At 64.2% G+C, this 25,175-nt stretch carries 24 protein-coding genes; 12 read left to right on the top strand and 12 right to left on the bottom strand.

Features of this window, described 5'->3' with window-relative positions; translation table 11 throughout:
• Nucleotides 1–5: 5 nt before the first annotated feature.
• From HNP02_RS14810 to HNP02_RS14795, 4 genes are all read right to left on the bottom strand, one after another.
• Nucleotides 6–620 (bottom strand): cytochrome c oxidase subunit 3 family protein, encoded by a 615-nt coding sequence (locus HNP02_RS14810; RefSeq protein WP_221317603.1) that lies wholly within the window; start codon nt 618–620, stop codon nt 6–8.
• Between the two features lie 186 nt (nt 621–806).
• Complete coding sequence (locus tag HNP02_RS14805) at nt 807–1,568, bottom strand: hypothetical protein (RefSeq protein ID WP_184439578.1); 762 nt, start codon at nt 1,566–1,568, stop codon at nt 807–809.
• 152 nt (nt 1,569–1,720) lie between these two features.
• On the bottom strand, nt 1,721–2,524 hold the full coding sequence (locus tag HNP02_RS14800) for an enoyl-CoA hydratase/isomerase family protein (RefSeq protein ID WP_184439576.1): 804 nt from the start codon (nt 2,522–2,524) through the stop codon (nt 1,721–1,723).
• Between the two features lie 8 nt (nt 2,525–2,532).
• Complete coding sequence (locus HNP02_RS14795; RefSeq protein ID WP_184439574.1) at nt 2,533–3,513, bottom strand: zinc-binding dehydrogenase; 981 nt, start codon at nt 3,511–3,513, stop codon at nt 2,533–2,535.
• A 216-nt stretch (nt 3,514–3,729) separates the two neighbouring features.
• Between HNP02_RS14795 and HNP02_RS14790 the strand changes: the two genes are divergently transcribed.
• The 3 genes from HNP02_RS14790 to HNP02_RS14780 are packed head-to-tail and all read left to right on the top strand — an operon-like array spanning nt 3,730 to nt 6,877.
• Nucleotides 3,730–4,884, top strand: coding sequence for a LuxR C-terminal-related transcriptional regulator (locus HNP02_RS14790; RefSeq protein WP_184439572.1), 1,155 nt, complete (start codon nt 3,730–3,732; stop codon nt 4,882–4,884).
• A complete protein-coding gene (locus HNP02_RS14785) occupies nt 4,881–5,960 on the top strand; it encodes a LuxR C-terminal-related transcriptional regulator (RefSeq protein ID WP_184439570.1) in 1,080 nt (359 codons plus the stop codon). Before HNP02_RS14790 ends, HNP02_RS14785 begins: the two co-directional genes overlap by 4 nt.
• Nucleotides 5,957–6,877 carry a 1,4-dihydroxy-2-naphthoyl-CoA synthase gene (locus tag HNP02_RS14780; protein WP_184439568.1) on the top strand — a complete coding sequence of 307 codons (921 nt, stop codon included), beginning with the start codon at nt 5,957–5,959 and terminating at the stop codon, nt 6,875–6,877. Before HNP02_RS14785 ends, HNP02_RS14780 begins: the two co-directional genes overlap by 4 nt.
• Before the next feature lie 109 nt (nt 6,878–6,986).
• Here the strand turns inward: HNP02_RS14780 and HNP02_RS14775 are convergent, their stop codons facing one another.
• The 8 genes from HNP02_RS14775 to HNP02_RS14740 all read right to left on the bottom strand — a co-directional run bounded on the left by HNP02_RS14775 (nt 6,987) and on the right by HNP02_RS14740 (nt 14,414).
• Nucleotides 6,987–7,907 carry an alpha/beta hydrolase gene (locus HNP02_RS14775; protein WP_184439566.1) on the bottom strand — a complete coding sequence of 307 codons (921 nt, stop codon included), beginning with the start codon at nt 7,905–7,907 and terminating at the stop codon, nt 6,987–6,989.
• Nucleotides 7,908–8,012: 105 nt separating this feature from the next.
• Nucleotides 8,013–8,777: an SDR family oxidoreductase gene (locus HNP02_RS14770; protein ID WP_184439564.1), complete on the bottom strand. Its 765-nt coding sequence runs from the start codon at nt 8,775–8,777 to the stop codon at nt 8,013–8,015.
• Entirely contained in the window at nt 8,774–9,268 is a 495-nt protein-coding gene (locus HNP02_RS14765) for an aromatic-ring-hydroxylating dioxygenase subunit beta (RefSeq protein ID WP_184439562.1), read from the bottom strand. Before HNP02_RS14765 ends, HNP02_RS14770 begins: the two co-directional genes overlap by 4 nt.
• Nucleotides 9,265–10,584: an aromatic ring-hydroxylating dioxygenase subunit alpha gene (locus HNP02_RS14760; RefSeq protein WP_309241560.1), complete on the bottom strand. Its 1,320-nt coding sequence runs from the start codon at nt 10,582–10,584 to the stop codon at nt 9,265–9,267. Before HNP02_RS14760 ends, HNP02_RS14765 begins: the two co-directional genes overlap by 4 nt.
• Nucleotides 10,581–11,420 (bottom strand): alpha/beta fold hydrolase, encoded by an 840-nt coding sequence (locus HNP02_RS14755; RefSeq protein WP_184439560.1) that lies wholly within the window; start codon nt 11,418–11,420, stop codon nt 10,581–10,583. The genes HNP02_RS14760 and HNP02_RS14755 overlap by 4 nt, the downstream gene beginning before the upstream one ends.
• The gene (locus tag HNP02_RS14750) at nt 11,417–12,493 is read right to left on the bottom strand and encodes an extradiol ring-cleavage dioxygenase (RefSeq protein WP_184439558.1); all 1,077 of its coding nucleotides are present in this window, start codon (nt 12,491–12,493) and stop codon (nt 11,417–11,419) included. The genes HNP02_RS14755 and HNP02_RS14750 overlap by 4 nt, the downstream gene beginning before the upstream one ends.
• Nucleotides 12,438–13,487 carry an amidohydrolase family protein gene (locus HNP02_RS14745; protein WP_184439913.1) on the bottom strand — a complete coding sequence of 350 codons (1,050 nt, stop codon included), beginning with the start codon at nt 13,485–13,487 and terminating at the stop codon, nt 12,438–12,440. Before HNP02_RS14745 ends, HNP02_RS14750 begins: the two co-directional genes overlap by 56 nt.
• A gap of 192 nt (nt 13,488–13,679) precedes the next feature.
• Nucleotides 13,680–14,414, bottom strand: coding sequence for an FCD domain-containing protein (locus HNP02_RS14740; RefSeq protein WP_309241559.1), 735 nt, complete (start codon nt 14,412–14,414; stop codon nt 13,680–13,682).
• A 611-nt stretch (nt 14,415–15,025) separates the two neighbouring features.
• Here HNP02_RS14740 and HNP02_RS14735 point away from each other — a divergent pair.
• The 9 genes from HNP02_RS14735 (at nt 15,026) to HNP02_RS14695 (ending at nt 25,085) form a co-directional block, all read left to right on the top strand.
• Entirely contained in the window at nt 15,026–15,796 is a 771-nt protein-coding gene (locus tag HNP02_RS14735; protein ID WP_184439554.1) for an ABC transporter permease, read from the top strand.
• Between the two features lie 12 nt (nt 15,797–15,808).
• Nucleotides 15,809–16,663: an ABC transporter permease gene (locus tag HNP02_RS14730; RefSeq protein WP_184439552.1), complete on the top strand. Its 855-nt coding sequence runs from the start codon at nt 15,809–15,811 to the stop codon at nt 16,661–16,663.
• 5 nt (nt 16,664–16,668) lie between these two features.
• Complete coding sequence (locus tag HNP02_RS14725) at nt 16,669–18,048, top strand: MCE family protein (protein ID WP_184439550.1); 1,380 nt, start codon at nt 16,669–16,671, stop codon at nt 18,046–18,048.
• Nucleotides 18,049–18,082: 34 nt separating this feature from the next.
• Nucleotides 18,083–19,108, top strand: a complete 1,026-nt coding sequence (locus HNP02_RS14720) for a virulence factor Mce family protein (RefSeq protein ID WP_184439548.1) — start codon at nt 18,083–18,085, stop codon at nt 19,106–19,108.
• The gene (locus HNP02_RS14715; protein WP_184439546.1) at nt 19,105–20,442 is read left to right on the top strand and encodes a virulence factor Mce family protein; all 1,338 of its coding nucleotides are present in this window, start codon (nt 19,105–19,107) and stop codon (nt 20,440–20,442) included. Before HNP02_RS14720 ends, HNP02_RS14715 begins: the two co-directional genes overlap by 4 nt.
• Nucleotides 20,439–21,764, top strand: coding sequence for a virulence factor Mce family protein (locus HNP02_RS14710; protein WP_184439543.1), 1,326 nt, complete (start codon nt 20,439–20,441; stop codon nt 21,762–21,764). The genes HNP02_RS14715 and HNP02_RS14710 overlap by 4 nt, the downstream gene beginning before the upstream one ends.
• Nucleotides 21,765–21,802: 38 nt before the next feature.
• Nucleotides 21,803–22,924: a virulence factor Mce family protein gene (locus tag HNP02_RS14705; RefSeq protein WP_375373675.1), complete on the top strand. Its 1,122-nt coding sequence runs from the start codon at nt 21,803–21,805 to the stop codon at nt 22,922–22,924.
• Complete coding sequence (locus HNP02_RS14700) at nt 22,925–24,379, top strand: MCE family protein (protein WP_184439541.1); 1,455 nt, start codon at nt 22,925–22,927, stop codon at nt 24,377–24,379. It abuts the gene before it with no gap.
• Nucleotides 24,380–24,485: 106 nt separating this feature from the next.
• The gene (locus HNP02_RS14695) at nt 24,486–25,085 is read left to right on the top strand and encodes a mammalian cell entry protein (protein ID WP_255506519.1); all 600 of its coding nucleotides are present in this window, start codon (nt 24,486–24,488) and stop codon (nt 25,083–25,085) included.
• Nucleotides 25,086–25,175: the final 90 nt, after the last annotated feature.

Genomic DNA, 25,175 nt, shown 5'->3' with positions numbered 1-25,175 from the left:
CATCGTCACCTCACCAGATACAGGAGCGGGAACAGGATGATCCAGAGCAGGTCGACCATGTGCCAGTAGATCGCGCCACATTCGAGAACGACGGGGCGCTGCGGGTCGAACGACTGGGATCGGGCCTTGAACCACAGCACGAGCAGCACCACGTTGCCGGTGACGACGTGGAACAGATGAATTCCGGTCAGCGTGAAGTAGTACATGAAGAAGTCATTGGTCAACAGGCTGATGCCGGCGTTCAACTTCTCGGTGTACTCGATTGCCTTGGAGACCATGAACGCGACGCCGCATAGGAAGGCGCCGCCGATGAAGTGCTGAGCCAGCGCAAAACGGGACTTCCGCACCGCGTCGAGCGCGAGCGCGGCGAACCACGAACTGGTGAGCAGGATGAGCGTGTTGACACCACCGAAGTTCGGGTTCAGGGCGTGTCGCGACGCTTCGAAGAGGGCGGGGTTGTGATGCCGGCCGAGCATGAAGGACCCGAACATGACGGCAAAGACCGTCATGTCGGCCATCACGAAGACCCACACGCCTTCGACTCCGGGCAGTCGCCGCTTTGGCTCGCCTACCGATACGAACTGGGTGTCGGTGTCCGGATTCATCACAGCACCACTCATCAACACTTTCCCTAGGCGACGAGGTGACCGGACCACCGCTGAGCAATGACGCCGGCGGGCGCAGGCACTGATGGCCGTCCGCTCCCGTCCGCCCCCGACGCGTGCGAACTCTTGTCGCAACACCGTCGATGAATCGCGCGGACGGGAGCCGCGGCCACCACGAGGGCACCTGCCCGATGATGCAGGTCAGGACGCGAGGGCCGCCGCCCGAGGGCCACCATCCGCCGAGGGGCTGTTCTCGAACTCGCGCATGCGTCGACGAACATCCTTGATCAAATAGGTGCTCGTAATTATTTCCCAGCACAGCCAGCAGAAGTACGGGAAGTAGTAGCTCATGACGCCATTCCAGGCGAACGGCCCGGTCTTCAGAACGCCGGTGAGGCTCGCCGGGAAGAAGCTGACCGCGCAGAAGATGGTCAGGTAGCACACCCAGTTCGGCATGAGAGGCATCCCCTTGCTCTTCCGATCCGACAGAACGGCAAGGGCCAGCGCCACCATCTGCAACGTCGTGCACGCATACTGCAGGTCGATGATCAGCCAGCCGGAATCGGTGAGCAGCTGGATGAGCGCCGGGTCCCGGTCGGGCCGGAATGCCGCGATGGCCCAGAAGCAAGCGCTGAACGACACGACCATGACGGTCAGAGCGCCACCGATGAGCTGAAGGTTGGCCAGGACCGGGTATCCGCCCTCGATCTTCGCCATCCGGGCGCTGATGTACGAACACCACGGCATGTACAAGCAAACGATGATGAGGGAGACGATGAAGCCCAGACGAATCTCCCCCAGGTTCTCCGAATAGCGAGCGGCGAGGTCTGTCGCGCTCAACGCGGGTGACGGATTCGGGAGGTTGTGCCCGAGCACCCCCCAGAACAGCACGAAGGTAACCAAGAAGGCGGGGCCACACCAGGCGCTGATGAGCTGGAACCTGAAGCTTGTTTTCTGATCCATGTTTCGCTCCTTTTCTGACCGATTCCGGGCGATGGCTGATTTGAGCCGACTCATAATAACATCGCTCGATGCAGAAGTGTAACATCACTGAGGGGGCGTGACAACCCCACGGCGCGGGCCCGGAAGATACGGAAACCCCGCCCCCGGGGCCCTCATGTGTTGCGCCACTGTGGCAAACGCTTTTCTTTGAAGGCCAGTACCCCTTCGGCCAGATCGTCGGTGGTGAAGGCCAGGGCGAGCTGGGCCTGGAGGTAGTCCAACGCGGAGTCGAGCGGCAGATCTCGAGTCGCCGCCAACGCCCGCTTTCCCATGCCGAGCAGCAACGGCGATTTGCCGGCGATGTCGGCGACCCACTGGCGCACCGCGGCGTCGAACTCGGCGTCGGGCACCACCTTGTTGACCAACCCGGCGCCAGCGGCCTCGGTCGCGGTGATCAGTCGACCGGTCATCATCAGCTCGTTGGCGACCAGCCGCCCGGTGGCGCGGAAGATCAATGCCGAGATCATGAACGGAAACGCGCCAACGTTGATCTCCGGGCAACCCAGCCGGATCGACTCCTTGGCGATGACGAGGTCGCAGGCCAAGGCGATGCCCAGCGCACCCGCCAGCACGTCGCCGTTCGCCGCGCAAACCACCGGCTTGTCGATCCCGGTGAGCGTGCGGAACAGCGCTGGGAAACGTGACAGGCCCGCGTACTTGGCGATCGTCGCGCGATCGTCGGCGAAAGCGTCGAGGTTGCCTCCGGAGGAAAAGATCCGCGGGTGTGACGACGTGAGCACGATGACCCTGACCCGCGAGTCGGCGACGGCGCTTTGCAGCAAAAGGCTGAGTTGATCCAGCAGCGCGTCGGACAGCGCGTTGCGTCGCTCCGGGTCGTTCAATGTCAGGTAGGCCGCCAGGGCATCGTCCCCCGCGGATTCGAGGTGATACTCGACGAGTTCGCGTGACTCCGTCATCGGGTCTCCTAGTCGTGCGTTAGTACGCATTTGCCGAACGTGCGTCCACGCTCGAGGTGTTGGTGTGCTTCGGCGGCCCGGTCAAGCGGGAACTCGCGATCGATCACCGGCGGCTGCACCGAGCAGCGATCGATCATATTGAGAAGGTCGGCGAAGTCCCTGCTGCTGCCCATCGTCGTGCCGAGCAGATCGAACTGACCGAAGTAGAAGGCTCGGACGTCCATGGGGGCCGTCTGTGCGGCGTTGGCGCCGAGTACCACGAGCCGGCCGCCGCGCCGCAGCGCGCGCACGGACTCGCTCCACCGGCCGACGGGGTCGAGGATCAGATCGAAACCGGCGTTGTTTGGCGACATTGCACGGGCGTGCTCCGGCCATTCCGTTTCGCTATGTAGCACGCCACCGCGGGCTCCCGCAGACACCGCGCGTTCGATGGTGTCGGCCGACGAGGAGGTCACGGTAATGCTGACTCCGGCGGCCACCGCGAGGGCGATCGCCATGGTGGCGATCCCGCCGCCGGCGCCGATCACCAGCATCGACTCACCCGACCGTAGGCGTCCGCGGACGAACAGGGCCCGGTAGGTCGTCACCCCCACCAGTGGCAGCGCCGCAGCCTCGGCCCAGCTCAGGCCTGCTGGCTTGGCGGCCAGGCAGTCGGCGGGCACGCTCACCAGTTCGGCATAGGTGCCGGGGGAGTGGTCGCCCAGAATCTCCCAGTGGCTGCTCGGCGCTTCGTCGCGATCGCCCCAGTTCAGCGATGGCAGTACTACCACTTCCTCGCCCGTGTCGGTGCGCACGCCGGCGCCGTCGGCGCCGATGACGTGCGGCAGCGGCGAGCTGTAGCGGCCCTGGCGCACCAGGACGTCATGCCAGTTCAGTGCGCTGGCGCGCAGCGCCACGGTCACCCAGCCCGGCCGTGGGGTCGGGTCGGGAAACTCCCCGGGACGCAACACCGCGGCGGTGCCGAATTCGTGCATGACAACAGCGTGCATGCTCACCTCCAATATGGCCTGACCATTAGACCATTGGGTAAGGCAGCGCACAAGGACGGATGGGCTCGATGGGGCGGACCCCGACAAATATTGACGCCGGCGTGACACCCGGCACTTTTGCCGATCCGTTGTGACATGAACAACAACTCGCTATAGTTTGGTCTAATGGTCTGACCGTAAATGCCGGACAGGCTCGAACGACCGAGAGGGGTAGTAATGGTCTCCCGAGTGTTCATGGCCTCCAGCGCCGAGGATGCGACGGTGGTTGGGCGTGCCGAGGCGGCCGTCGCGGCCGCGGCCGACCATCTCGCGCTGCCCCTTTCGGATCTGCCGCCGACCGCGTTGGGACTCCAGTTGGAGGACCTGACGCAACGCCTCGAGCAGCGGATCGCTCTATCACCCGAGTCGACGGACGAATCGGCGGCAACTGCCGAACTGTTGGTCACGATTCTGAGGGTGCGGTGCGAACTCCTCGACCACGATCTCTCTCGACGGATGAGATGCCTGTCGGAGATCCGTAACACTTTGGGGGACCTACGGGGCCTGTCGCCGCGCGAGATGATCTACGCCGCCCCGGCGGTGCTGAGCCGTGAGTTTGGATTCGCGCGGACCCTGATCTCCACCGTGCGGGGTTCGGTGTGGCTGCCCCAACACCTGTATATCGAAGACGAAGGGGCCGATCCCCACTCGCGACGGTTCCACGAGTTCGTAGCTGGCGCCCACATCCAACTTGCAGACGCTCCGCTGGAGACTGAACTCATCCGCAAGCGCTGCGGAGCCTTCGTGCCGTCGCCGAGCGACGACAAGCGCACGTTCAAGGAGATCGTCGAGGCCTCCGGCTCCGTTGGCTATATCGCCGCCCCGATCACTGTTCAGGGCAGGGCAATTGGGATGCTGCACGCCGACCGCCCCGAGCCCGACGGAATGGTGACGATGGACCATCTCGACCAGTTGGAGGCGTTCGCCGAGTGTCTGGCCGTGGCGTTCGAGAGCGCAGTGCTCGAAGAAAAGGCCGCGCAACAACGCGTCGAAGTCGACAGTCTGTGCGGCAACGTCGAAGAACTGCTCAGCCTGTCGACCCATCCGGCGTTGTGGTCATTGTCAGGTGCCACGCCGGCACAAAAACACGGTGCTTACTACCACCAGGATCAGTCCGCTTTGGCATCGTTGACCGCCCGCGAACGAGAGATCATGTCGTACGTGGCGACCGGGGCCACCAACGGCCAGATTGCCCGGTGCCTGGTGATCTCAGAAGGGACTGTGAAGTCCCATCTCAAACACATTGCTAGGAAGCTCCATACGCCCAGCAGGGCAGCGGCGGTCGCTGTCTTTGCCGGCATCGCCACCGCTGATGCCTGGGAGTCGCGATGAACACCCGCGCGATTGTCGCCAGGCTCAACGATCTCGACGAACAGCTGTGCAGCGCGTTCGGCGTCCCCCGATCAGGTGATGCGGCAATCCTCGACGAGGCCATCACGATGTCGACCGCCACAACCGATCGACTACTGACCGGTGCATGCGTCAGCCGCAACGACACCGCGTCACCGATCGGGCCGAACCCTCTGACGGAGTTCCTGAAGGCACAGATCGACGCGCGCCAGATGAGAGCCGGTGATCGCGCCGATGTGGTGCGGTCATTGACCGCAGGCATCCGTCGCATGAAGAAGGCCGGCTCGTTGCAGGGGCTCGGGCGCCAAGCCTGTACTGAACTTTGTGACGCGCTCGGTTTCGACAATACGTTGCTGTCGTTCGTCGAAGACGACGGATTCGTCGTCGAGGAATCCGAGCACGGCATTGGTGGCCCCACCGTGATCGCGCGTCGTGGATGTGTGCCCGAACGGCACTGTATTCGCCACCGCGACACCGTCCAGACGAATGAGTCCGACATGCCCTCGGCGCACGGCTACCGGGAGCTGCTCGGTTCGGCGCACTATCTCGTCGCTCCGATCATTGCCGAATCGCGGGTGGTCGCCCTTCTTCACGTGAGCCGCTGTGGAGAGGACGGCCTCACTGTCCGTGACATCGATGTGTTGGATACGTTCGCCTCTGCCTATTCGTTGCTTCACGAGCGGATGCTGAAAACCGAACGGGTCCAGCAACAGCGGACCTCGATCGCTCGTGCGGCAGCGCGGCTGACCGAGGCAGCAGACCGCATCGCCGCAACGGCCATCACCCTTGACATCGAATACGACAATCGTGCCGAGCCCCCGACCATAGCGCCGGATTCCGGGTTGGCGGCTACGCTGTCGGACCGTGAACGACAAGTGTTCGAAAGGCTGGTCCTGGGAGCCTCCAACGCCGAGATCGCCGACGAACTCGTCATCACCGTCGAAACGGTCAAGACCCACGTCAAGAGGATCCTTCGCAAGATCGGCGCCATCAACCGGTCAGAGGCGATCGCCCTCTACATGGAGGCCAGAACCCGGTCTCAGCGATACAGCCGGTGACGACGACAGACAACCCTTTTGACCCTGCGCTGTGGGAACCGGTGCCAGGGTTCGACGAACTGACCGATATCACCTACCACCGCCACATCGCCGACGGCGCGTTGCAGCCGACGGTCCGCGTCGCCTTCAACCGCCCGCACGTACGCAACGCGTTTCGGCCGCACGGTGTCGATGAGTTGTACCGGGTCCTTGATCATGCGCGGACGTGGCCGCAGGTCGGTGTGATCCTGTTGACCGGCAACGGGCCGAGCTCCAAGGACGGCGTGTGGGCATTCTGTTCGGGCGGGGATCAGCGCATTCGAGGGCGCAGCGGCTATCAATACGCATCGGGGGAGACCGGCGACACCGTGGACGCGGCCGGTGCGGGTCGGTTGCACATCTTGGAGGTGCAGCGGCTGATCCGGTTCATGCCCAAGGTGGTGATCTGTCTGGTCAACGGGTGGGCTGCGGGGGGAGGGCACAGCCTGCACGCAACGTGTGACCTGACGTTGGCCAGCCGCGAGCATGCGCGATTCAAGCAGACCGATGCCGACGTCGGCAGCTTCGACGGTGGTTACGGCAGCGCGTATCTGGCGAAGCAGGTGGGGCAGAAATTCGCTCGTGAGATCTTCTTTCTCGGCCGGCCCTATACCGCCGAGCAGATGCACGCGATGGGCGCGGTCAACGAGGTCGTCGAGCATGCGGACCTGGAATCGGTGGGCCTACAGTGGGCGGCGGCGATCAACGGCAAGTCCCCCCAGGCGATCCGGATGCTCAAGTACACGTTCAACCTGACCGATGATGGGCTTGTCGGTCAGCAGCTGTTCGCCGGTGAGGCAACGAGGTTGGCGTACATGACTGACGAGGCCGTCGAGGGCCGCGACGCGTTCCTGCAGAAGCGCGACCCGGACTACGGGCAGTTCCCGCGCTACTTCTGAGGAGTCCCGAGCGGTGCTACACCGCGCTGGGCCACGGCATGAAGGGCACGCGAACTGGGTGACGGTGGCGGCCAGTGCCGCGTCGACGCCAGACCGATGCCCCGCGGGGTCAATCACGAGTCATTCCTCCGGTTTCGCGCAGCGGGACGACCGAGGCCCGCCGCAACCACCCCTGGAGGTCGTCGATCACCTGTCTCCGGTTGATCTCGTTGAGGACCTCGTGTCGCGCGTCCTCGTACACGCGAATGGTGACGTCGCAAAGACCGGCGTCGCGGTATCTGTCGACGAGCGGCCACAGCAGGGCGAGGTCGGCGTTGACAGGGTCTTTCGAACCGACCGCGATGTACAAGGGAAGGTAGCGAGGCATGCGCGCTACCTCGGCGGGATCGGCGAGTCGGCGTGCACCGGCGAACATGTCTCTGGCCGATCCGGCGTCGATCCCGAACCCGCACAACGGGTCGGCGAGATAGGCATCGACCATCGCCTCGTCACGCGAGAGCCAGTCGAAATCCGTACGCGCAGGCGCAAACGCGGCGTTGAAGGCGGACAGATCCAGATCACGGCTGGGATCCAAGGCCGGCTCGAGAAGGTCGAGGGCGGCGGTCCCGATGAGCGCGACAGCATCGACGTCCGTGCCGTGATCGAGCAGAAACTGTTGAGTCGCAAAGGAACCCATACTATGCGCCACCACCACTACCGGAAGGCCAGGGTGGCTTGATTTCGCTTGGTCGATCGCCAGGCCCAAGTCGTCAATCAAGGTGGCCCATCCGTTGGGGCCGAGGTGGCCCGGTTCTTCGTTGGCGACCAGCGAGGCGCCATGGCCTCTGTGATCGTGCCCGTACACCATGTAACCCGCGGACGCGAGCGCGTCGGCGACATGGTCGTACCGGCGGATGTGCTCACCCATGCCGTGCAGTAGCACCACGACGCCTGAGGGCGCCTGCCCGTCATCAGCGTCCCAGCGATAGGCGGCCAGCTGCCGGCCGTCGGCGGACCCGTAGCTGAATCTGACCGGGGCGGTAGAGGTCATGGGGATGACATTAAAATGGTCAGACCGAAATGGCAAGGCTGAATGTGACCTACTTGCCGGTTGCGGCGAGGGATGAAGTGATGGCCCATTCTGGCGGGAGGGCGCTCAGCCCATGCTGGCGGCGCCGTTGACGTAGATCGTCTGTCCGGTGATGAACCGGCTGTCTTCGGCTGCGAGAAAGGCGACGGCTGCGGCGACTTCGTCGGGTGTTCCCGGCCGTCCGATCGGAACGATGGCGGTGGCTTGCTCGACGACTTGGAGCAGACGCGGTGGCGCGCTGTCGGTTTCGAATAGTGCGGTCAGTTCGGGGGTCTGGATGTAGCTGGGCGCCACGGTGTTCGCGGTGAGGCCGTCCTTTGCGTACTCGACCGCCAGCCCGGTAACCATCGCATGCACGCCGCCCTTGGCAGCGTTGTACATCGCGTGGTCCATCAGCCCGGTGCGCACCGAGTCGGCGCCGATGTTGATGATTCGGCCGTGGGCTCGAGACACCATGTGGGGCAGCGCGGCTCGCACACAGTAAATCGTGGTCCACAGGTTGTTGTCGACCGTGGCTCGCAGCGTCTCCTCGGTGTGTTCCAGCGTCGGCGCGATGACGCCGCCGCCGGCGTTGTTCACCAGGATGTCGATATGACCCAACTCGCCGATCGCAGTGTTGACCAGGTCGTCGGCCACGCCAGCCCGCTGGAGCTCTCCGAAGAATCCACCTGCGACGCCGACCTGCTCCAAGACCTTTTCCAGGTCCTCCTTGCACCGCGTTGCGGCGAAGACGCAGGCACCGTCGGCGGTGAGCCGCCGTGCGATACCCAATCCGATTCCCGACGATGCGCCAGTGACGACCGCGGTGCGGCCCGACAGCGCGGCGCTCACAGGATGATCGCCACGTCCGAGACGGCGCGCAGATCCGTCATGTCGAGCTCGGCGCGCTTGAATGCAATCCGGAAGCCGTTGTCGGACTGGCGAAGCCGGTACAGGTAGCGCCCGACGTAACAGCTCGTCTTGCCGCCGCGGAACCGCCACACCGTGAACGACGCCGTCACGCCGATCTCGCCGGCATCGTCGGGGTCCGCCACCCTGACGTTGAAAATCTGGTGGTTGGTGCGGGAGTGCGGGTATTCGCGGTGGGCGCGGCGGCTGTTGAGCCTAGTCACCCGTGCCCGCAGGCGCGGGTAGTCATCGTCGATGAGCAGCAGGTCGGTATTGGGGTCGCCGTCGGGTGCATCGTTGCACGGCACCTCGTACTTGGCATCGACGTCCACTAATGCGAGCCAGTCGTCCAGCGACCAGGTATCCAGCAGGGCCGCTTCGCTGTAGAGGAAGTCCTCGACCTGTTGTCTCGATACGGCCAGAACAGCGCTCATCTCGCACCTGCCCGATCTGCCGCGGATCCCATCTGCTGTTGCCAGCGCCGCCAGAACTCGCGCATTTGCTCTTCGTCGTTGGCCAGCGGTCCGCGCCCCATCCCGCGTGAGATGTCGTTCCATTCGACGCCGCCGCCTGCGTAGCCCTGCTGGCAGGACTCCAATGCCTCGACGTCGTCAGGCGTGGCGAAGCCGCCCGGACCCAGGAACGTCAGGAAGCTGTCGAGCCGGCGCTGCCGCAGGCTGGGCAGTTCGTCGCGGGGCGCGAGTTGCCAGGCCGTGACATCGACCCGGTCTGGCGCCGACGGGAACAGGGTGCGCACCGTGACCGCCATGATGTCGTTGATGATCAGGTTGGGATAGATCAGCAGGTTGCGGTTCACCTCGGCCATGCTGTGGGCCCGTTCCTCGCCGTAGCGGCTCACCAGATCAGCACGCAGCCGGTCGATTTCGTCACGGGCCTCCTCCCCGAACAACGGCTCCCACCTGGCGACAGGACGTCCCCACGGAGCGGAGTACTCGATCACCGCGTGCCCGTTTCCCAACGCGATGGCACGGCCCTTGACGCCGCCCTGCAGATCGGTACCGATCGACACCAGGTACTTGAAGTATGTGTCATGGGTGGACTGCGCGTGGTAGCCGTCGATGCTGTTCTCCACCAACAACTTCCAGTTTGCGGTGAAGCTGTACTCGTTCGTCCCCCTGGCTAGCTCGACATTGCCGCCGCACCCATCGACCACCAGGTCGATGTAATCCTTCGCGCCGGCGAGATAGGTGGTCAGATCGACGATCTTGGGATCGAAGCTCGCGAAGACGAAGCCGCGGTAGGACTCGACACGCGCTACCCGTTTGAGCCCAAGCTCGTCGAATCTCAACCCGCCCGCGTAGGCATCGCGGTCCGGTACGCCCTTGAGCTTGCCCTCGGTGTCGAACGACCAGGCGTGGTAGAAGCAGGAGAACACCTTGGCTGTGCCCGTATCCTGGCGGCACACCAGCGCACCGCGATGCGTGCACGAATTGTGGAACACGTTGATGTTCCCGCTGTCCACGCCGCGAACCATGAATATCGGCCGCCCGGCCAGCGGCCGGCGCACGAAGTCGCCGGGATGCGGGATCTCCGACTCGTGGCCGACGTAGAGCCACGACGTGGTGAAAATCCGTTCGATCTCGGCTCGATGCACCTGCGGCGAGGTCATCGCTGACCGATGCACCCGGAAGGTCTGATTGACCTGATCGTCGACCACCAGCGGCTGGATCGCGGTGTCTTCGGTGGCCGTGGTGGACTCGGCGGTCCATCTCTCGGTGCCGGTGCTCACGAGCGGCCCAGGAAATCGCAGACCAGTGCGGAGAACTCGTCAGCGCGCTCGATCTGGGTCCAGTGGCCGCAGTGGCTGAACACGTGCAGGTCGGCGTTGGGCAGCAGACCAAGCATCGTGACCGACACCGACAACGACACCACCCTGTCCTCGCGGCCGTGTACCAGCAGTGCGGGGGTGGTGATGGCGCGCACCTCGTCCTCGGTGATGCCGAGTTCGGATCCCTTGTGGCGCGGATCGAAGAACATCGCTCGGTATGCCTCGTAGGCGCCGTCGGCGATGCTGGCCTCGTAGCGGATCGCGACCAGCTCGTCGGTGATGAGCGCGGGGTTCACCGCAAAGTAGTTGCGCAGCAGCGCACGCATCGCGTCGTGTGACGGCTCGTAGGCGCGCAGCGCGGCAAGACCGTCGGTCGGCGTCATGCCCACCCCCGGCGAGCCCATCAGGACCATCCGGGAGATTCGGTCAGGCCGGTCCGTGGCCATCTGTAGTGCGATGCGCCCCCCCAGGGAGTTGCCGACGATCGCCGTCTTCTCGATGGAGTGCGCGTCGAGGAACCCCCACACGTGGTCGGTCCAGGCGCGCAGCGAATAGACGATGTCGGCAGGACGCTCGGTGCCGCCGAACCCAATGATGTCGGGGGCCAGCACGCGGAACTTCTCTGCCAGCACGGGAATGTTGTACTGCCAGTTAGCCGTCGCCGACACACCCGGACCGGAGCCGTGCAGCATCAGGACCGGATCACCGGAACCGGCCTCGAGGTACGTGGTCGTGATTCCACCAGCCTCCATGGTCAGGGGCGTCATCGTCGGTGGTGCCGCACTGGATGTCGTCATGGTTTCTTTCCTTCGGCGAAGACGGCGAAACATTTGTTGGAGTTGAAGACGTCGGTGACCACGAGGTCGGACCACGCCAGGGCCAGGCCCAGTTCGTCGGCGGCGCCGGTCAGGCAGAACCAATTCAGCATTTCGTGCTGTCCGGCATCGACGATCTGGGCAGTGGTGGTCGCTTCCCACTTGGCGTAATCACCGGCGGCGAACAGGTCGTAGAGCCGTAGGTCTGCCTCGGTGTCCGGGGTGATGTGCCAGGTCTTGTCAGCCAGAAACGCGTGCGACCAACTCGACGAGGCGACCAACGCGACGCGAAGGTCGGTGTCGGCGAACGACTGTGCCACCGCTCGGCCCAGCGCAAAGCACCGCGCAGGGGACGGGCCGACCGGATCCAGTTTCTCCGTGGCGATCTCGGCGAAGCGAGCCAGCCCGCCGCGCCGCGCGATCGCGTGCTGGCCGTAGCAGTTGACGGTGATCGGGATCATCCGATAGGGGAACTGGCGGCCGGCGTACGGATAGTCCAGGAACAACTGGGTGTTGGCGATGGCATGCGGGAAGGGCGATTTGGTCCGCTTCTGATACGAATAGGCCACGTCGAAGCCGCGTTCGAGCAGCCCGTCGGTGAGCTGCCGGGCGCCTTCGGCGTCGCCGTGCAACGTCATGGTGGTGTCGTCGGGTAGTCCCCACACGTTGGGGCTGCCCCGGTTGGTCATCACCTCGAACGGATCTACCTCGACATCGCCGTAGGCCAGCACGCAGAACGGGGGGATGACTTCTTCGCGAAAGTTCTCATACTGGTCGTCGCCCCACACCACGATGACGTCTGGTGCGAATTCGTCCAGCGCACCACGGCACCGGGCAAGGTTATTCACCAATAGTTTTCGATGTTGGGCGGCAGCGGCGACACCGTTGTCGGTACCCCACTCGGCGCGCATCGATGCGGACCAATTGGCCGGGTCCTTGGCCTCGGCGGGGATGTCGGGGTCGTTCAGGGTCCACCTCAGCAGACCCGCCATGTGGTCGTCAGTACCGGCCAGCAGCGGGTAGTGAGTGATGCCCAGACCCAAGAAGTGCGCCATGAATTCCCTCCACATTGGTTCGGCCGATCCGGTGGCGTAGATCGGGAGGCAGGTCGGCCACGACGTCCTCGATCGGATCGGGCATGGCCGGAAACGGGTAGTCGGAGCCCAGGACGACGTGATCGGCCCCGAACACGTCGATGGCCGCCAGCAGTGCCGGGCGGTGATACGTCAACGAGTCGCACCACAGTCGGGCCGCCTGCCTGCTGGGTAGATCGGGTGACGTGCGTGGCGTTCCGGCGATGAGCGCGCCCTTGTCGAGTCGGCCGATCATGGCAGGCAGCGTTCCGGCCCCATGCGCGAAGCACAAGCGCACACCGGGTCGGCGCTCGAGCGCTCCACTGGTGATCAGCAGCGCGGCCGCCACGCCAGTCTCGACGGGCATCCCGGCGCCGAATCCGATGCCGGCCTGCGCCATTCGTGGAAGCAGGTCCTGGTCGTTGGGATGCACGAGCACCAGGGCACCGAGTTCGGCAGCGACGGCGAAGAATCGGTCAAAGCTCGGGTCCGCTAGTTCCAGGCCGCCGACCTGGGTGCCGATCTCCACCCCGAGAAATCCAGGAGTGCGCATGCATCGGCGCATCTCGTCGATTGCCCTGTCGCTGTCCTGCAGTGGAATGGCTGCGAGCGCAGCGAATCGGTCGGGATGTTCGCGGACGATCGCAGCGAAGAAGTCGTTTTGTGTGGCCGCCAGTTCGGCCGCCCCTGCCGCCGAGTTGTGGTAGCAGAATGTCACTGGAATTGGTGAAAGTACTTGTACTGCAACACCATCGCGATCCATGTCGGCCAGCCGGGCGACCGGTGACCAGCACCGGTGGTCGATCCGGCGGTACGGGGCTCCGCCGAATGTCAAGGACGCGTCGGTGTCACTCGTCCGCTCGACGCCTGGCCAGCGATCGTGTGGGTAGGCCTGGCGCAGGTCGGGCAGGTCGACGTCGATGGCGTGGGTGTGAACATCGACGAGTCCTGGGCGGGGGTTCCGGTCCGCGTCGATCGTGCGGCTCCCAACGTTCTAGGGGACTGGTCGCTTTCAAACGTAGCAATTATGACTGCATAATTCAAGACATGCATTCACAATGCTGTGGATCACAGCGAGGAGGTGGTGGTGGAGCGTATGCGCGCAGGACGCAACCCAACGTGGAAACGTGAAATGCAGAGGTACCCGGCAGATCGCGGGCGACGTCGGTCAGGGATGCTGCGGGGTGTCCGGCGTGCGGTCCGGGTCGTCGGCGCGGATCAGGTCGTGATCATGGCGGTTGATGGCGTCGACGAACGACGGCTGATCATGCAGCGCGATCGACGCCACGATGTCGTCGTGCACGTCCAAACTCCTGGCCAGCAGCTCCTGGTGGTCGCCGACGAACACCACCCGGGTCAACACCGCCCTGATGCTGGTCACCACGAGCTGATGCATCCCCTCCAGTACGGGAATGTGCGCCGCGGCTGCGACGACGCCGTGAAACGCCAACACCCCGTCGAAGAACTGCTGCGCACTGGTTGTGCTGGCCCGCAGCGTGGTCATTGCCGCGCGCATCGCGCCGACGTCGTCGGGGGTGGCCCGCTCGAACGCCGCCTTGGTCAGTCCGAATTCCAAATACAACCGGGCTTCGAAAAGGTCGAGAGGGTGCGGCGTGGAGGTCTGAAACCACAGGTCGAGCGCGCCGACGCGGACTTGTGGGGGTGCGCTGGCCACGGTGATCCCGCCACCGGGCCCCGGCCGGACGCTCACCAGGTCGCGATCACGCAGGATGCGCAGCGTCTCGTTCATCACGGTCGGGCTGATACCGAATCGGTCCATGAGCTCCGACCGGCGGCCAAGGTGGGCACCGATCGGCAGGCGGGCGCTGAGGATCTCGTGCTCGAGATCGGCCGCAACTCGTTCAGCCCGAGAGGAGCGCAGCGCAGGCTCGCGAGGTGCCACGCGCAGCCTCCTCGTCCGGGTCGGCGCCGCGGTGACGGCGCAGAGCAAGTCTCCCATCAATCGAAGACAGGGGTATGGATCCATGGATCGAGAGTCAGGGGGAGCAGCGTACCGCGCGGCGCGCGACCTGCTGGTGCGACACCGCGAGGACCACGAGGCCGCCGGCGAGCGGGTTCGACCCGGCCCGATGGTTGCGGAGCGGTTCAATTTGGCGCTGGGCTGGTTCGACCCCCGGCAGATTGGCTGCCTATCAACGCATCCGGCTCATCGACCTCACGGAACTACCGAAGACCATCTCGGGCAAGGTCCGGCGCGTCGAATTGCGCATCCGCGAAAACTCTTGCCAGCCAGGCATTTCCGCAGGTGAGTACCGAGACGGCGGAACCACTGGTATCAGGGATTGACGCGGACGCAAGTTTGGGTGCTGTGCAGACCGACGAAGCGACGGGTGCCGCACCACAGGTTGAAGTGACTCTGACGAGGTACCGATAATCCCTCTTGGTGGAGCAGTCACCGTAGTGATCGGGTCGATACCGTTCCGCCATGCCGACGGCTGAGCGTGACGATGCGCAACATCGGGTGAAGACGACCGGGTCGTGGGGGCGGACGGGATGACGGCGACGTCTACTGCCACCAAGCCGGTGCGCGCACTCGGCGACTTCTTTGCAATGTCCCTTGACACCTTGGTCCAGTTGTTCAAGCCGCCGTTCGCCTGGCACGAGTACGTCCTCCAGTCATGGTTCGTGGCACGCGTCTCGGTACTACCGGCGTTGATGTTGACCATGCCGTACTCGGTACTGCTGGTGTTCACCTTCAACATCCTGCTGACCGAGTTCGGCGCTGCGGATTTCTCCGGGACGGGTGCCGCGATCGGCACTGTCAATCAGATCGGCCCGATCGTCACGGTGCTGGTGGTCTCGGGCGCGGGCGCCACCGCGATGTGCGCCGATCTGGGGGCCCGGACCATTCGGGACGAACTGGATGCACTGCGGGTGATGGGGATCAATCCCATTCAGGCGCTTGTGGTTCCGCGCGTGTTGGCGGCAACCACCGTGTCGTTGGCGCTGTCGGCGACGGTGATCCTGGTCGGCTTGACCGGGGCATTCTTGTTCTGCGTGTTCATCCAGCATGTTTCGGCAGGTGCGTTCATCGCCGGCCTGACTCTGCTCACCGGCACAGCCGACGTCGTCGTCTCGATGGTCAAGGCGATGCTGTTCGGGCTCGGCGCCGGGCTCATCGCTTGCTACAAGGGCATTTCGGTCGGCGGTGGCCCGGCCGGTGTCGGCAACGCGGTCAACGAGACCGTGGTGTTCACCTTCATGGTGTTGTTTGCGATCAATGTGATCGTGACCGCCGTCGGCATCCAGTTCACGGTCTCCTGAGGTGAGCATCCCATGACGGCGACCATTCCCAGCAAACAGTATGCACGGCTGAAAAGCAGCAGGGCCAGCCTGGTCGCCGGGTGGATGCGGATCGGGACTCAGACACGGTTCTACGCCAAGACACTCAAGGCGATTCCCGATGCGATCATCAACTACCGGACCGAATTGTTGCGGTTGATCGCTCAGATGGGATTGGGTTCCGGAGCGCTGGCGGTGGTCGGCGGAACCGTCGCGATCGTCGGCTTTCTCACGATGACCACCGGAGCGTTGGTCGCGGTGCAGGGATACAACCAATTGGGTTCCGTCGGTGTGGAAGCCCTCACCGGATTCGCGTCGGCATTCTTCAACGTCCGGCTGATCGTGCCCGGAACCACCTCCGTTGCGTTATCGGCAACCATCGGAGCTGGCGCCACAGCGCAGATCGGTGCGATGCGGATCAACGAAGAGATCGACGCCCTGGAAGTGATCGGAATCCGCAGCGTCACCTACCTGGCATCGACGCGCGTGCTCGCCGGGGTGATCGTGGTCATCCCGCTGTACTGCGTTGCGGTCATGATGGCCTTCCTGGCCGCCCGCGTCGGCACCACCGCCATTTACGGCCAGGGATCCGGCGTCTACGACCACTACTTCAACACATTCCTCAACCCCACGGATCTGGTCTGGTCGTTCTTCCAATGCGTGGCAATGACGGTCGTCATCATGCTGGTGCACACCTACTACGGGTACACCGCCAGCGGTGGGCCTGCCGGCGTGGGCGAGGCAGTCGGCCGGGCGGTGCGCACCTCGATGGTGATCGCGGCGGTTGAGATCGCGATGATCTCGCTCGCCGTCTATGGGCAGTCCGGCAACTTCAACCTGGCGGGGTAGCGGCTATGGAACCACGGCCAGGAGAACAACGGATCCCCACCGGATGGTGGACGGTGATCCTGGTGACGGCGATCGTCGCATTCCTGGTGGCCACCGCGGCCATCTTTGCCGGCACGTTCAGGTCCTACGTCCCGGTGACCCTGACATCGGATCGGTCCGGGCTAATCATGGAAACCAACGCCAAGGTCAAGCTGCGCGGCGTGCAGGTAGGACGGGTGAGCCAGGTCTCGACCGCCAAGGACGGGGCCAGGTTGACGCTTGAGATCCAGCCCGACCAGATCCGCTACATCCCGGCTAACGTGCAGGCAAAAATCCGGGTGACCACGGCGTTCGGCGCCAAGTTCGTCGACTTGGAGTACCCGCAGAACCCGAGTGCTGCCCGGCTGGCCGCCGGTGCAGAGCTGATTTCGAACAACGTCACCACTGAGGTGAACACGGTCTTCGAGAACGTCGTGGATCTGCTTGACATGGTCGATCCGGCGAAGCTGAACGCGGTGCTCAGCGCCGTTGCCGAGGGAGTACGCGGGCAGGGCGAGCGGATGGGCCAGGCCACCACCGACCTCAACGAAGTGTTGACCGCACTCAACGCACGCAGTGAGACCATCCGCGCAGACTGGCAGTCGTTCAAGAAGTTCAACGACACCTACGCCACGGCCGCCGACGACATTCTGACTATCCTCGACGCCTCCAGCACCACCGCCACGACCGTCGTGAAGCATTCGAGCGCGCTGGACACCTTGCTGCTCAACGTCATCGGCTTGTCGAAGTCGGGGACCGAACTGCTCGGCTCGAGCAAGGACAGTTTCATAAAGTCGGTCAACACCCTCGAGCCGACGACGAACCTGTTGCTCAAGTACAACCCGGAGTACACCTGCTGGCTGCAAGGGGCGACGTGGTTCCTCAACAACGGCGGCTATTCGGTGTGGGGTGGCGCTGACGGCCGGACGATCAACCTCGACGTCGGCCTGCTGCTCGGCAACGACCCCTACGCCTATCCCGACAACCTGCCCACCGTGGCGGCCAAGGGCGGACCCGGAGGAAAACCCGGGTGTGGCTCGTTGCCCGACGCCACGAAGAACTTCCCGGTGCGCCAGCTCGTCACGAACACCGGATGGGGAACCGGCCTCGATATGCGGCCCAACCCGGGCATCGGGCATCCGTGCTGGAACGACTACCTACCGGTAACCCGGGCCATACCCCAGCCGCCCAGCATCCGACAGTGCATCCCCGGGCCGGCAATCGGGCCGGTCTCATATCCGGGCGCACCTCCGTACGGTGCGGCGCTATACGGGCCCGGCGGGGTGCCGCTATGGCCCGGATTGCCACCGGCACCACCCGGCCCAGGCCCAGCTCAGCCAGACCAGAACGGCCAGACGCCACCGTGACCGCCGACGATTTGCACAACCCGGAGGAAAGCTGATGGACAACTTCAGAGGAGCCGCCTGGCGTCTGACCATCTTCTTGACGGTCTGCCTATTCGGTGCGTTCGTGCTGCTGACGATTTTCGCAGAGTTCCGGTTCACCGAGGGTAAGACGTACTCCGCCGTGTTCAGCAACGTGTCCAACATGAGAAAGAACAGTCTGGTGCGGATCGCCGGCGTGGAGGTCGGCAAGGTTCAGAACATCTCCGTGAACCGGGATTCGACCGTGCGGGTCGAGTTCACCGCCGACGATTCCGTTGTTCTCACAGAAGGAAGCCAGGCAGTGATCCGGTACGACAACCTGTTCGGCGACCGCTACCTGGCCCTGGATGAAGGTGCCGGGGGAGTCAAGAAACTCAACCCAGGCGATACGATTCCCCTGTCGCGCACGCAACCTGCATTGGACCTGGACGCAGTGATCGGCGGCTTCCGGCCGCTGTTCCGGGCGTTGAGTCCAGACCAGGTCAACGATTTGAGCGGCCAGTTGCTGCAGGCGTTCCAGGGACAGGGTGCCACGATCGGCTCGTTCCTGGACCAGGCGGCCGCAGTGACCAACACGCTGGCCGACCGCGATCAGCTCTTCGGGCAGGTCATCACCAACCTCAACGTGGTGCTGGGGTCGCTCGGCGGGCAAAGCGACAAGCTGGACAAAGCGGTGACGTCGCTGTCGGAGCTGATCGATCATCTGGCGCAGCGCAAGGTGGACATTTCGAACGCGGTGGCCTACACCAACGCCGCCGCCGGCTCGGTCGCCGACTTGATGTCCCAAGCCCGTGAGCCCTTGAAGAAGGTGGTCCACGAGACCGACCGGACCGCTGGCATCGTGCTGGCCGACCACGAGTACGTAGAAAAGATCATTGACACCCTGCCCGACAAGTACAGGGCGCTGGGCCGTCAGGGTATGTACGGCGATTTCTTCAGCTTCTATCTCTGTGATGTCGTGCTGAAACTCAATGGCAAAGGCGGCCAGCCGGTCTACGTCAAGGTGGCAGGCCAGAGCACGGGACGGTGCGCGCCCAGATGAAGACATTCTCCGAGCGCAGCCCCTTGGTCATTGGCGCCGTCGGCGTCGCGGCAGTGCTGACCCTCGTGCTGGGCGCACTCAACTACCAGAAGCTGCCCTTCGTGAACCAGACCAACGAATATTCGGCCTACTTCGCCGACGCAGGAGGGCTACACACAGGCGCCTCCGTCGACGTCTCGGGCTTTCCAGTAGGCAAGGTCTCCAGCATCGAACTCGAAGGGCCCGGTGTGCTGGTCACGTTCAGTCTCGACAAGGACGTCTTTCTGGGGGACCGCACCGAGGCCGCGATCAAAACCAAGAGCTTGCTGGGCAGCAAGGCGATGGACGTCATACCCCGTGGCGACACCGAGCTGACCGCCACCATCCCGATCGACCGGACGGCGTCGCCCTACCAGCTGCCGGACGCGCTTGGCGACTTGTCCAGCACCATCAGCGGGCTGAACACCAACCAGCTGTCGGATTCATTGGCCACCCTCTCGCAAACCTTTGCCAACACCGCCCCGGATCTGCGAAATGCCGTATCCGGCGTGGCGCGGTTCTCGCAGACACTCAACGAACGCGACGCCCAACTGCGCACCCTGCTCGACAACGCGGCCAAGGCCACGGGTGTGCTCGCCAAGCGCACTGACCAGGTGGTCAGCTTGGTGCGCAACACCAACGCCCTGCTGGCGCAGCTGCAGACGCAAAGCGCTGCACTGGATCAGATCTGGACCAACATCTCGGCCGTTTCGCAGCAGTTGAAGGGGTTCATCGCCGAGAACCGACAGCAATTGCGCCCTGCGCTGGACAAGCTCAACGGAGTGCTCACGATCGTCGACGATCGCAAGGATCGCGTGCAGCAGGCCATCAAGCTGCTCAACTCCTACGCCATGTCGCTAGGTGAATCTGTTTCCTCGGGGCCGTTCTTCAAGGCATATGTGGTCAACCTGTTCCCAGGACAGTTCGTGCAGCCCTTCGTCGACGCGGCGTTCTCCGACTTGGGATTGGACCCAGCCACCTTGCTGCCGTCGCAGCGAACGGATCCGCAGACCGGCCAGCCAGGGACCCCGCCCCTACCGATGCCATACCCGCGGACAGGGCAGGGCGGCGAGCCGCATCTGAACCTGCCGGACGCGATCACCGGAAACGCCGATCCGAACTTACCGACCCAATTCCCAGGCCGTTACCCCTACCGCGAACCCCTGCCTGCCCCGCCGCCGGGCGGTCCGCCACCGGGTCCGCCCGCTCCGTCGCCGCCGGAGCTGCAGTCCACACCAGAGCCGACGCCCGCTCCGGTATACGTGACCGCACCCGGTGAAGTGCCGCCGCCGAATCAACCTGGGGGCCAGCCATGATGACACGACTACGACGCCCGCGCGTTGTGCTAGCGGCGTTGCTCGTCGTCGTCCTCGCCGCCGGCGTGTTCGTCGCGATGAGGGGGACAGGCCAGTTCGCCAGAACCAAGGTGGTTGCCTATTTCGAGAACAGCACCGGGGTGTTCCCTGGCGACGACGTGCTGATCCGGGGCGTGCCGGTGGGCAAGATCGACACGATTGAGCCGCAGCCTGAACGAGCAAAGATCACCTTCTGGTTCGATCCCCGCTACAAGGTGCCGGCCGACGTCAAGGCTGCGATCCTGTCGCCTCAACTGGTGACGGGCAGAGCCATCCAGCTGACGCCGCCATATGCGGGCGGTCCAACGATGGAGGACGGCGCGGTCATCCCACAGGACCGCACCGCGGTGCCGGTCGAGTGGGACGACATCAAGGTCCAACTTGAGCGGGTAAGCCAACTGTTGCAGCCCACCAAGCCCGGGGGTCTCAGCACACTCGGCGGATTCATCAGCACCGCCGCGACCAACCTGCGGGGGCAAGGTGCCAACATCCGCGACACCGTTATCAAGTTGTCTCAGGCGGTGTCCGCGCTCGGGGACCACAGCCAGGACATCTTCGCCACCTTCAAGAACCTTTCGACGCTGGTGACGGCGCTGCATGACAGCACCGATCTGCTCGAGCAGCTCAACCAGAACCTGGCCTCGGTGTCCTCGGTGTTGGCCGATGACCCGAACAAAGTCGGTCAGGCCGCCCAGGATCTCAACTCGGTGGTCGGCGATGTGCAGAGCTTTACGGCGGAGAACCGCGAAGCGATCGGCACCACGTCGGACAAGTTGGCGTCAATCACGAACGTGCTGGTCGGCAGCCTTGATGACATCAAGCAGACACTGCACATCGCCCCCTCGACGATTCAGAACTTCAACAACATCTACGAGCCTGCCAACGGCTCGCTGACCGGCGCTCTGGCAATCAACAACTTCGCCAACCCGATCTCGTTCCTCTGCGGTGCCATCCAGTCGGCTTCCCGCATGGGCGGTGAGCAATCGGCAAAGCTCTGCGCGCAATATCTGGCGCCGATCGTGAAGAACCGTCAGTACAACTTTCCCCCGATCGGGGAGAACCTCTTCGTCGGACCACAGGCCAGACCAAACGAGATCACCTATAGCGAGGATTGGATGCGGCCTGACTTCGTTCCACCGGCCGCCGACGTCCCGCCCCCCGCGGAGGCGCCGCCGGGCCCGCCGCTACCCGCGGAAGCACAGACCGCGGATACGCCGACGCTCGCGACCGATCCCACCGCAGGCCTGCCCGGCCTGATGGTTCCGCCCGGAGGTGGCTCATGAGGCTGCACTCACCGCGCCGGAAGGCGCTGACCCTGGTGATGACGATCGTGGTTCTGGCAGCGATCAGTGGTTGCGCCAGCTGGCGCGGGCTCAACACGCTTCCGCTGCCGGGCACTCAGGGTGGTGGGCCTGGCTCTTTCGAGGTCCAGGCACAGATGCCGGACATCAGCAACCTGCAGCCGAACGCACGAGTACGGGTCTCCGACGTAACGGTGGGCACCGTGACCAAGATCGAGCGCCAGGGCTGGCATGCGCTTCTGACGATGAAGCTCAACGGCGACGCCGACGTGCCCGCCAATGCGACCATCAAGCTCGGCCAGACCAGCTTGCTAGGGTCGTTGCACGTCGAGCTGGCACCACCGAAAGACGCCCCACCGCAAGGCAAGCTGCACGACGGCTCGCTCATTCCGTTGTCGCAGGGCGGAGCCTTTCCCACGGTCGAGCAGACACTGGCAGCGCTGTCGATGGTGCTCAACGGTGGCGGACTAGGCCAGGTACAGGACATCACCGAGGCATTCAGCACGGCGTTCCGGGGGCGGGAGCAAGACCTGCACAGTCTGATCGGGCAACTGGACAAGTTCACCGCATACGTCAACGATCAAACCGGTGACATCATTGCGGCCACCGACAGCCTGAACCAGCTGGCCGGAAAGTTTGCCGCGCGCCAACCCGTTCTGGACAAGGCGCTCAACACCATCCCCGAGGCCCTCGCGGTGCTCAACGGCGAGCGGGACAACCTCGTCGAGGCCGCCGATCAGCTTGGCAAGTTCAGCGCCTTGACCACCGACACGGTCAACCAAACCAAGGAAAATCTGGTCAAGGAGCTACAGCAGGTAGGACCCGTGTTGGAGTCACTGGCCAATGCGGGCCCCAGCCTGACGCGATCACTCGGCCTGATTCCCACCTACCCGTTCCCGAACGAGACGATCGAAAAATGGCAGCGAGGGGACTACGCCAACCTCACGGCGATCGTTGACCTGACGCTCAGCCGCATCGACTCGGGATTCTTCACCGGCACCCGTTGGGAGTGCGATCTGACCGAGCTGGAGCTTCAGTGGGGCCGCACAATCGGGCAGTACCCCAGCCCGTGCACCGCCGGGGGCCCAAACAACCCGGGCAACCCGCTGACCATCGCGTACCGCTGGGACCAGGGGCCGTAAATGCACTTACATCGACAGATCAAGATCCAGCTGGCCATCTTTTCCGTCATCGCGCTCGTCGCGATGTCGCTGATGGCGTTTCACTTCATGAAGTTGCCAGCCAACCTATTCGGTGTCGGCCGCTATACGGTGACGCTGGAACTGCCGGAAACCGGTGGGCTCTACAGCACCGGCAATGTCACCTATCGCGGTAGCGAGGTGGGCCGGGTGAAAGCGGTGCAGCTGACCGACAGCGGTGTACAAGCGCTGTTATCGCTCAAATCCGGGATTGACATCCCGTCGGATCTCAAGGCCGAGGTGCACAGCCAGACGGCGATCGGTGAACAGTTCGTCGAGTTGGTGCCCCGCAGCGGCACCTCCCCCCCGCTGAAGAACGGCGACGTGATTCCGCTAGCCGACGCCTCGGTGCCGCCCGACATCAACTCGCTGCTCGACACCCTCAACACCGGTCTGAGAGCGGTGCCTCGCGACGACCTGAAGACCGTCATCGACGAGTCCTACACCGCCGTAGGCGGTCTCGGACCCGAATTGTCCCGCCTGGTCAAGGGCTCATCCGACCTGGCCATCGAAGCGCGCAAGAATCTCGACCCACTAATCGCATTGATCGAGCAATCCAAGCCGGTCCTCGATTCGCAAACCAACACGTCCAATGCGATTCAGGCGTGGGCGTCAAACCTGGCCACCGTGACCAGTGAGTTGAAGAACCATGACGACGACGTCGCCGGCATCATCGACAAGGGCGGCCCCGCCGCAGGCGAGGTACGCCAGCTGGTCGAGCGGCTACAACCGACGTTGCCGATCCTGCTGTCGAATCTCGTCAGCATCGCTCAGGTCGGGCTGGCCTACCAGAACGACATCGAGCAGCTCCTAGTCCTGTTGCCGCAGTCCGTCGCTTACGGACAGGCGGGCATCCTGGCCAACGTCAACACCAAGCAGGCTTACAAGGGCCAATACCTCAGCTTCAATCTCAACCTCAACCTACCGCCGCCATGCACCACCGGTTTCTTGCCCGTCCAGCAGCAGCGGATTCCCACCTTCGAGGACTATCCCAACCGCGCGGCTGGCGACCTGTATTGCAGGGTCCCACAGGACTCCCCGTGGAACGTGCGCGGCGCCAGGAACATCCCGTGTGAAACCGTGGCAGGCAAGCGCGCACCGACGGTGAAGATGTGCGAAAGCGACGAGCAGTACGTGCCGCTCAACGACGGCTACAACTGGAAGGGCGATCCCAACGCCACGCTGTCTGGCCAAGCCGTCCCACAGTTGCCGCCAGGAACGCCCCCCGCGGCAGCTCCTGATCCTGCCTCGCCGCCACCGATAGCCACCGCCACGTACGACCCGGCGACCGGCAAGTATGTCGGCCCCGACGGCAACGTCCACACGCAGTCCGACTTGGCCCAGACTGCGCCTGAGGAGAAGACATGGCAGAACATGCTGATTCCGCCGTCGGGTTGAGGGGCCAGGTGCCGGTGCGTCGGCCGCCAACGGCCCAACGGCATCGGCTTGAGCGCCGACCGGGGTTCTTCGACAACACCTCCCGCGACGATGATCGGAAGATGGTATGCCGCTAGCGACTGATTGTGCAGATACCGACGGTATCCTCGATTTCGAGGAGTTCTCCGCCGAGCCCGCCGAAGACGACGCAGACGGTGGCGCCGCCGTGCAGTCGAAACAGCCCACCTCCGTGGTGAAGCGAGCAATCCAGTTCGGAATTGCCACCGTTGTGACGTTGGCGGCCGTGGCGGGATGGTTGGGCTTTCATGCCTACCAGGCGCAGCAATTGCAGGCCGAGCGAAGTCAGCTCCTTCAGGCAGCCAGGCAGGGCGCAGTCAACTTGACCACGATCGACTGGCAGCAGGCCGACCGCGATGTGCAACGAATTCTCGAAGGGGCCACCGGACAGTTCTACGACGACTTCTCCAAGCGGTCACAGCCGTTCGTCGAGTTGGTCAAGAAGACGCAGTCGACCACGGTCGGCACTGTCTCCGAGGCCGGGCTGGAGTCGCAGTCGGCCGGGAACGCTGAAGTGTTGGTGGCCGTGACGGTGGCGACGTCGAATGCCGGTGCGCCGCAGTCAGATCCGCATGGCTGGCGACTGCGCATCGCGGTAACCCACGTGGGCGACCAAGCGAAAGTCTCCAATGTGGAGTTCGTGCAATGAGGTGGCCCATGTTCCGCCGCGGAGCCGGCCCGACGGCAACCGAAGCCGTCGATGACGATTCTGCCGCATCCAGCCCGACTGGCGAATCAG

Source organism: Mycobacterium sp. AZCC_0083 (genome assembly GCF_014202335.1).
Classification (GTDB): Bacteria; Actinomycetota; Actinomycetes; order Mycobacteriales; family Mycobacteriaceae; genus Mycobacterium.
Note: the sequence above shows the minus strand (reverse complement) of the source record. Positions and strands in the feature narration are given on the sequence as shown.